Origin of the sequence: Xenococcus sp. PCC 7305 (genome assembly GCF_000332055.1) — a bacterium.
Taxonomy (GTDB): Bacteria; Cyanobacteriota; Cyanobacteriia; order Cyanobacteriales; family Xenococcaceae; genus Xenococcus.
The window spans coordinates 21,281-27,916 of record NZ_ALVZ01000141.1 but is presented as its reverse complement, the minus strand read 5'-3'; the positions used below and the strand labels follow the sequence as shown (position 1 = coordinate 27,916).

Genomic DNA, 6,636 nt, shown 5'->3' with positions numbered 1-6,636 from the left:
CATAGTTTTGACCACTGGAGACAAAAATCATCTACGTCGCAAAAAATTGCTGTGATATCTAATCTTGATGTCATCATAAAATTAGCTGAGATTCTCTAATTCTGCTTATTATGAGTATACAATGTCAGCCTTTCTTTTCTCTCAAATTTTCGTCGAACTCACGTTGAACAAATTGCCATCTGCCATCTCTTAGCTTTTGGCTATTCTAATCAACTCTTGTCGGTCTATTTTGCCATTAGGCAATAAAGGAAAAGACTTGACGATAGATAACCTGTCAGGAACAGCTCGTTTGGGTAACAAATCAAAACAAGCAGCACGAAGCTCAGTATCGGTATTTTCAGAACCTGATTCTAAGATGCAATAGGCAACTAATTCTTTACCCCTAGCTCCTTCTGCTCCAGAAACCACGATCGCAGACTCCACTCCCGCAATAGTGTTAACTACTTTCTCGACATCAGAAAAGAACACTAACAAACCATCACGATTGATACTAAAATCAAAGCGACCTAAAACCTCTATTTCCCCATCGCTGATGATTTTTCCTAAATCCTTAGTCGAAAACCAACCTTGATCATCATTCAAGGGAATGTCATTTCCCGATTCATCAATATAACCCTCAAAGCCATATTGATGCTGACACCAGAGTTTTCCCACATCCTTCATCTCTTCAGGAATAGTTTCATCACTTTGCAACCGCATCTGAACATTATTCATCGGCTTGCCCACAGTTGCCGCACGAATTTCTTGGGGATCATCAGGACTGCCAGCCGCGATCGCACCCATTTCCGTACTGCCATATAATTGCACCAAACAACCAAAGCGAGATTCGTAAGCAGTTAAAGTATTTGGCCTTAGGCGATCGCCAGCAGTCACCGTCAAACGATAAGGACGAGCCGATCTACGCCCTTTATTCAAGGTTTCGCAGAAAATTGGGGTCATAAAAGCCACACTAGGCTCAAATGCTCGCTCTCTCTGTAAATATCTCAATAAATTGGCACTTTTCTGTAAGTCAATCCCCGCCCCAGCTGCGATCCCAGGAAGAAAAGCCGCACCCAAACCGTACATATGATATAGCGGCACCGGGATGGCAATGCGATCTTCTTGAGTTAACTTGAGTCTCTGGACACAGTTTAGAATATTTGCTAGTAAATTCTGGTGAGAATGGACTGTAATTTTGGGTTTGCCTGTACTACCAGAAGTTCGCATATATAGGCTTGGGCGATCGCTATCTGGCTTATAGGCGGAAGCCCCATGGTTTTTGGTAATTTTCAACCAAGACTCAGGGCGTTCCAATTCGGCAATTTCGGTGACGGCATTCTCGACAACCAGTTTGTAGTGGCAAAAAGCAGGAATATCACTTTGAAAACTATCGGCAGTAGTCGGCTCTTTGCTTCTCGGCAATAACAAAACGCTATAGTCGCCTTCAAGTAAAGACAATAAGACCAGCGCCACTGGTAGAGAATTTTCGCATTCTAAGGCGATCGCAACTTTAGTAGTAATTTGCTGCGAAGCCAAAAACCCTTGAATAGAATCAAAAAAAACCTCAAGATCTTTATAAGAGCAGGTCAATTGCCCATCAGTCAATATTTGATTTGATAACCCTTGTAATACAAATTTCATTTTTCACTTGTTGATTGTTATCTATGTTTGCGAAAGTCCTACTAACAAAATCATAAAATGCTTTACATCAGGATTCACGAGCTTAATTTATCAGATTAGTTACGCCATTTGACCGAAGACATTAATCAGGAAATCTTATACCATTAGGCCGTGTCGATAATGACTGCATAAAAAGTTTCCATTCAAAGTTTACTTTTGTCCCCTGAAAGTTAATACCTTACTAGAGGAATATCACTATCTCATTAAAAAGGGTCGGCAGTTCAGAGCAAAATTAATCATTGATCTTGGCAATAACTAATCTTTGGAAAATTATTTAATTGTCTTCCGGAAACAAAAATACATGATAAATATGTATTCTACGATACTGTATTAGTATTAGAAGGTACTGTATTGATTATGATTACAACTGGGGCTGATTTTATTCAAACAGCGATAAGTGTATAGGAGAGCACCATCCTGATCTTAGTTAGTAAGAGCCTTTTTTTTAAGTTTTCTTGCAACAACACTAGCCATTGCAACCCGACAAGATAGCATTACACTGAAGATTAAAATCAATGACAACTGCATATTTTATCTTGTTCAATCCTAAATAATTTAATTCTCCCTTAAATATCAATTACACAAACATTCTCGGAAAATTTTATGATTGCCATTGCTAAAAGCACTAACTTAGAACCTACAAGATTGCCCCTAATTACGAATTACCCTTCTTTTCGGAAATGGAATAAATCTTTTCTAGACGAGAATCTGGCTGATAAACCGATGTGTATCTATGTGCATATCCCTTTTTGTACTCAAAGATGTTCTTTCTGCTACTACAAAACTGTTGATCTCAAGGAATACAGACCAGAAGTAGATAGCTATATTGATACTCTTTGTCAAGAGTTTGAGATGGCAGCAGAGCGTTTCAACTTGAGCGATCGCCCGATCCATGCAGTCTATTTTGGTGGTGGAACGCCTTCTCTGTTGGTAGAACATCAATTCGAAAAACTAGTCGCTGCCTTAAGAAAAAACTTTAAGCATTTTGATGATAAAGTCCAGTTTTCCCTAGAAGCAGAGCCTTTAACTATTTCTAAGTCCAAAATGGATACCCTAGCTGATTTGGGTGTAACACGCTTGAGTATGGGGGTTCAGTCTTTTGAAGACGAGATTATCAAGTTAAGCGGACGAGGTCATGACGCCAAGAAAGCTTTCCATGCGATCGAAACTGCCCAAAAAGCAGGTCAAGGACAATGGACAATTAACATTGACCTACTAAGTGGTTTAGCTGGAGAAACCGATGAAACTTGGGCAAGCAGTGTTAAACAGGCCATTGGAACAGGAGTCGAAAGTATTACTGTTTATAAAATGGAAGCTTTTGCCAATACCGATGTCTTCCAAAAAGGAGTCCGCCAGGAGAAAATTAATCTTCCCGACGAAGAGCAGGAAATGCGATTTATGCAATATGCCATGGATCGTTTTGCTGAGTTTAATTATTTGCCTTGGAGTTTCTTTACCTACACCAAAGATGGCTGTGATGAAAGCAAGTATATCAGTAGTATTTGGCGCGGCATGGACTTTTACGGTTTTGGAGCGTCCGCTTTTGGTACTCTAGGCGATTCTATTCTGCAAAATGCCAGTGAATTAGATCAATATGGAGCGATGATTGAAAAAGGAGAACTTCCCTTACAAAGGGGCTATCACTTCCATAGTTTTGATCGCATGTTGCGCGAAGTTTTAATGGGAGTTAAATTGCTACGTTTTGACCTCAAAGGATTTAAGCATCGTCATGGTCTAAGACTAGAAAAAATCTGTGCCCCGATTATCAACGAGTTGGAAGCAGAAGGCTTTATCACTTTGACCAAAGAGACCTTAGAACTAACCAATAAAGGGATTCTTTACGGCGATTATGTCGGCAAGACTATCACTGACGCCCTCAAAGCATTTGCATAATCGATCGCGATGCTACGTAATTAGTTTTTATTGTGCAACCTCACACACCAGATGAAATTAGATCAAGAGTTCTATCAAGTGCCATTGCACTTTGATGCGGAACAATTACACCAGGAAGTATTCCAGTTCAACGAGATGGATTGGCAAATCCATCGCACAAAAATTGAGGGCACATCCTCGATTGTGCTGGTATCTGTGGGTGGGACGATCAATGATGATTTTGCAATTTCTGGAGCAATGCGGGGAACGGCTTTTTTAGAGCTTTGTCCTTATATTCAACAGGTAATCAAAGCTTTTGAGGCTCCTGTTTCCCGCAGTTATCTCTTACGGATTCCCAAGTCACGTAAAGTACTACCTTTAGGGGACTATAACTATCATTGGTTTAGACGTAGATGCATCTATGTCCCCATTGTGACGAATCCCGGAGTTCAGTTCTCCTACAATGATCATCCCCAAAAGATTACTCCCGAATCAGGAGAAGCTTGGACGCTTAATCATTCCCAACATCATGGAATTGCCAATACAGGGGCAGCAGACTGTATTTATTTAGTTATTGAGACTAAAGGTTCTTTGGCGTTACAAGGAATACTCGAAAGCTTTGAGGAAAATTCGGAACTCGAACCAAAACAGATTGCTTATAACCCAAGCCATGTCAGTGAGATCCCTCTAGAAACCTACTGTTTTGAGGTTTTGACTCCCAAGGAAATTGGTGATCTTACAGCAGAGATTCTCTTTGACGCTGAAGATTTGGGCATGCCCCAAAATAAGGTCACCAGACTAGTTGAGAAAATTGAGCAGTTTCGGCAGAAATGGAAACAAGTATTTGTTAAATTCCATCACGATCGCTCTGGAGAATTGGCTTATCAAGATCTGATCCTGGAATTCCAGCAGCAGATTGTTAGCGATGTTCATAAATGGTTACCTGTGGGAAGTCGCGGTTCCCTGGCTCTGATGGTGATTAATTCTATGTTATCGACCTCTCAACGGGCGATCGCCAAACAAGTCCCTCGATTATCTTGGGTCAGGAAAAAGCTAACCATCAAGCCTACTCTACGTTGGTCAGCTCGCTATCGGGTGGTGGAACATTACCAACAACAGACGAACTTTAAACGGTTGTCTGAGCAAAAGGTTCAGGTTTTGGAGTTATTCCAAAGCTCAGTTACTTTGGATGAAGTTCGAGAACGGTTAACAGCAATTGATGGTGTTTCTGAAGAGAAACTAATCAAGATCGTACAGCGATTATTGGAATTTCGACTCCTGCGGGAAGAGTTTCAACTGCCTCATTTTGAGCAGCCAATATTTATTGTTTCAGCTCCAAGGGCTGGTAGCACTTTGCTGTTTGAAACTTTATCGAAGTTTCCCCAATTATGGAGTACGGCCAAGGAAAGCCATGAAACTATTGAGGGCATTCCCGAACTGCATCCAGCAGCCAGGAACTATAGTTCTAACTGCCTCAGCGCGGCTGATGTGACCCCTGAAATTGCCTTAACACTTAAAGAAAGGTTTACCGAACAGTTGCAAAATCGTCAAGAACAGCTATTTCTCGATGTTCCTGCTGAGCAACGCCCCCAAAACGTGAGATTTCTGGAGAAAACACCCAAAAACTCCTTGAGAATTCCCTTCTTAAAGGCTATTTTCCCAGAAGCAAAGTTTATTTACCTTTATCGTGATCCCAAGCAGAATGTGAGTAGTATTATTGAAGGCTGGCGATCGCGTAGGTTTGTCGCCTATCGGCAAGTTCCGGGTTGGCCATTCCAAGAATGGAGTTTTCTACTGGCTCCTGGTTGGTCTAGCTTGGAAGATTATTCCATTGCCAAAATTGCGACTCATCAGTGGAAAAGTGCCAATAGCTATATCATGAAAGATCTGAAAAATATTCCTGCAAAGGATTGGTGCTTCGTGCGATACAGCGATTTGGTAGCAAATCCTAAGAAGATTGTTAGTCGGATTAGCAAATTTGCGCAGCTTGACTGGGATGAGAAGATTGATCAAATGGTCTCTCGTTCTTTGCCAGTTTCCCACATGAGCGTATCGGCACCATCTCCGGATAAATGGCGCAAAAATGTTCAGGAAATTAATCAAATACTACCTGAGGTGCAACCTATTATGAATTTGGTTGATAAAACTCAGAATAGTGGACAGTGAAAAGTGGACAGTGAACATTTGGTTTTGTGATCTGTCTAAAACCCAAGCTTATATAAGCTGTGGGTACTAATTGGGGCGCCTTGAAGCCTGATAACTGACTGCGCCCTTAATTATTCTTTTTATTTCCGTTAGTCATTATATTTTTTGTTGTTTAAGGCGATCGTCTTGATTCGTGAATAACAAGTATTAACTGATAACTGATAACTGATAACTGATATATGTTAATTTCCTACTCTCATAAATTTATTTTTTTTCATGTCACCAAGGCAGCAGGAACAAGTGTTAAAGAAGCTTTAAAAAAATATGCTGAAGAACCAAACAGATTCAAAATGAAGCGTCCGCCCAAAGAGAAAAATGGGAAGCCAAATAAATTATATGAACTATGGCAATCTTCTTTATGGCATGCCAAAGCCAAGGATGTGAAAAAAGAATTTCCTGAAGAATATGATAATTTTTACAAATTTGCTTTTGTGAGAAATCCTTGGGACTGGCAAGTTTCTTACTATCATTTTATTCTCAAAGAGACAACTCATATTCGTCATGAGTTGGTGAAAAATATGCCAGGTGGGTTTGAAGAATATTTGGAATGGGTGATCGCGACCAAAAATCCCTTTCCCAAAGGAGCAACTAAATTACAAAAAGAAATTATCGTTGAACCTAATGGCGAATTGAATATTGATTATCTGGGTCGTTATGAAACTTTAAACGATGACTTTGATCATGTTTGTCAAGTTTTGAACTTACAAACCTCCTTGCCTCGCTTGAATCAATCGAAACATCGTGATTACCGAGGATATTATAATGACCGCACTCGTAAGTTGGTCGCCGACAATTTTCAAGAGGACATTGAATTGTTTGGCTATAGCTTTGATGGTTATGATTCTAGTATCAAAAATTTAAAATCTGCATTAAAACAAAAAATCACCCTATAAAGAAGAT

At 40.1% G+C, this 6,636-nt stretch carries 4 protein-coding genes; 3 read left to right on the top strand and 1 reads right to left on the bottom strand.

The annotated features are described in order from the left end of the window. Positions 1 to 189: 189 nt before the first annotated feature. Positions 190 to 1,620 (bottom strand): class I adenylate-forming enzyme family protein, encoded by a 1,431-nt coding sequence (locus tag XEN7305_RS08190; RefSeq protein WP_006508922.1) that lies wholly within the window; start codon positions 1,618 to 1,620, stop codon positions 190 to 192. A 642-nt stretch (positions 1,621 to 2,262) separates the two neighbouring features. Here XEN7305_RS08190 and hemW point away from each other — a divergent pair. The 3 genes from hemW (at position 2,263) to XEN7305_RS08175 (ending at position 6,629) form a co-directional block, all read left to right on the top strand. Beyond that, positions 2,263 to 3,552, top strand: coding sequence for a radical SAM family heme chaperone HemW (gene hemW / locus XEN7305_RS08185; protein ID WP_006508921.1), 1,290 nt, complete (start codon positions 2,263 to 2,265; stop codon positions 3,550 to 3,552). 51 nt (positions 3,553 to 3,603) lie between these two features. Further along, positions 3,604 to 5,697, top strand: a complete 2,094-nt coding sequence (locus tag XEN7305_RS08180; RefSeq protein WP_006508920.1) for a sulfotransferase — start codon at positions 3,604 to 3,606, stop codon at positions 5,695 to 5,697. 218 nt (positions 5,698 to 5,915) lie between these two features. Continuing rightward, positions 5,916 to 6,629, top strand: a complete 714-nt coding sequence (locus tag XEN7305_RS08175) for a sulfotransferase family 2 domain-containing protein (RefSeq protein ID WP_006508919.1) — start codon at positions 5,916 to 5,918, stop codon at positions 6,627 to 6,629. The last annotated feature ends 7 nt before the right edge of the window (positions 6,630 to 6,636 follow it).

What these genes read in the sequence shown, in the direction of transcription:
- XEN7305_RS08190 (WP_006508922.1), bottom strand. Translation starts at nt 1,620, where the DNA reads ATGAAATTTGTATTACAAGGGTTATCAAATCAAATATTGACTGATGGG.
- hemW (WP_006508921.1), top strand. Translation starts at nt 2,263, where the DNA reads ATGATTGCCATTGCTAAAAGCACTAACTTAGAACCTACAAGATTGCCC.
- XEN7305_RS08180 (WP_006508920.1), top strand. Translation starts at nt 3,604, where the DNA reads ATGAAATTAGATCAAGAGTTCTATCAAGTGCCATTGCACTTTGATGCG.
- XEN7305_RS08175 (WP_006508919.1), top strand. Translation starts at nt 5,916, where the DNA reads ATGTTAATTTCCTACTCTCATAAATTTATTTTTTTTCATGTCACCAAG.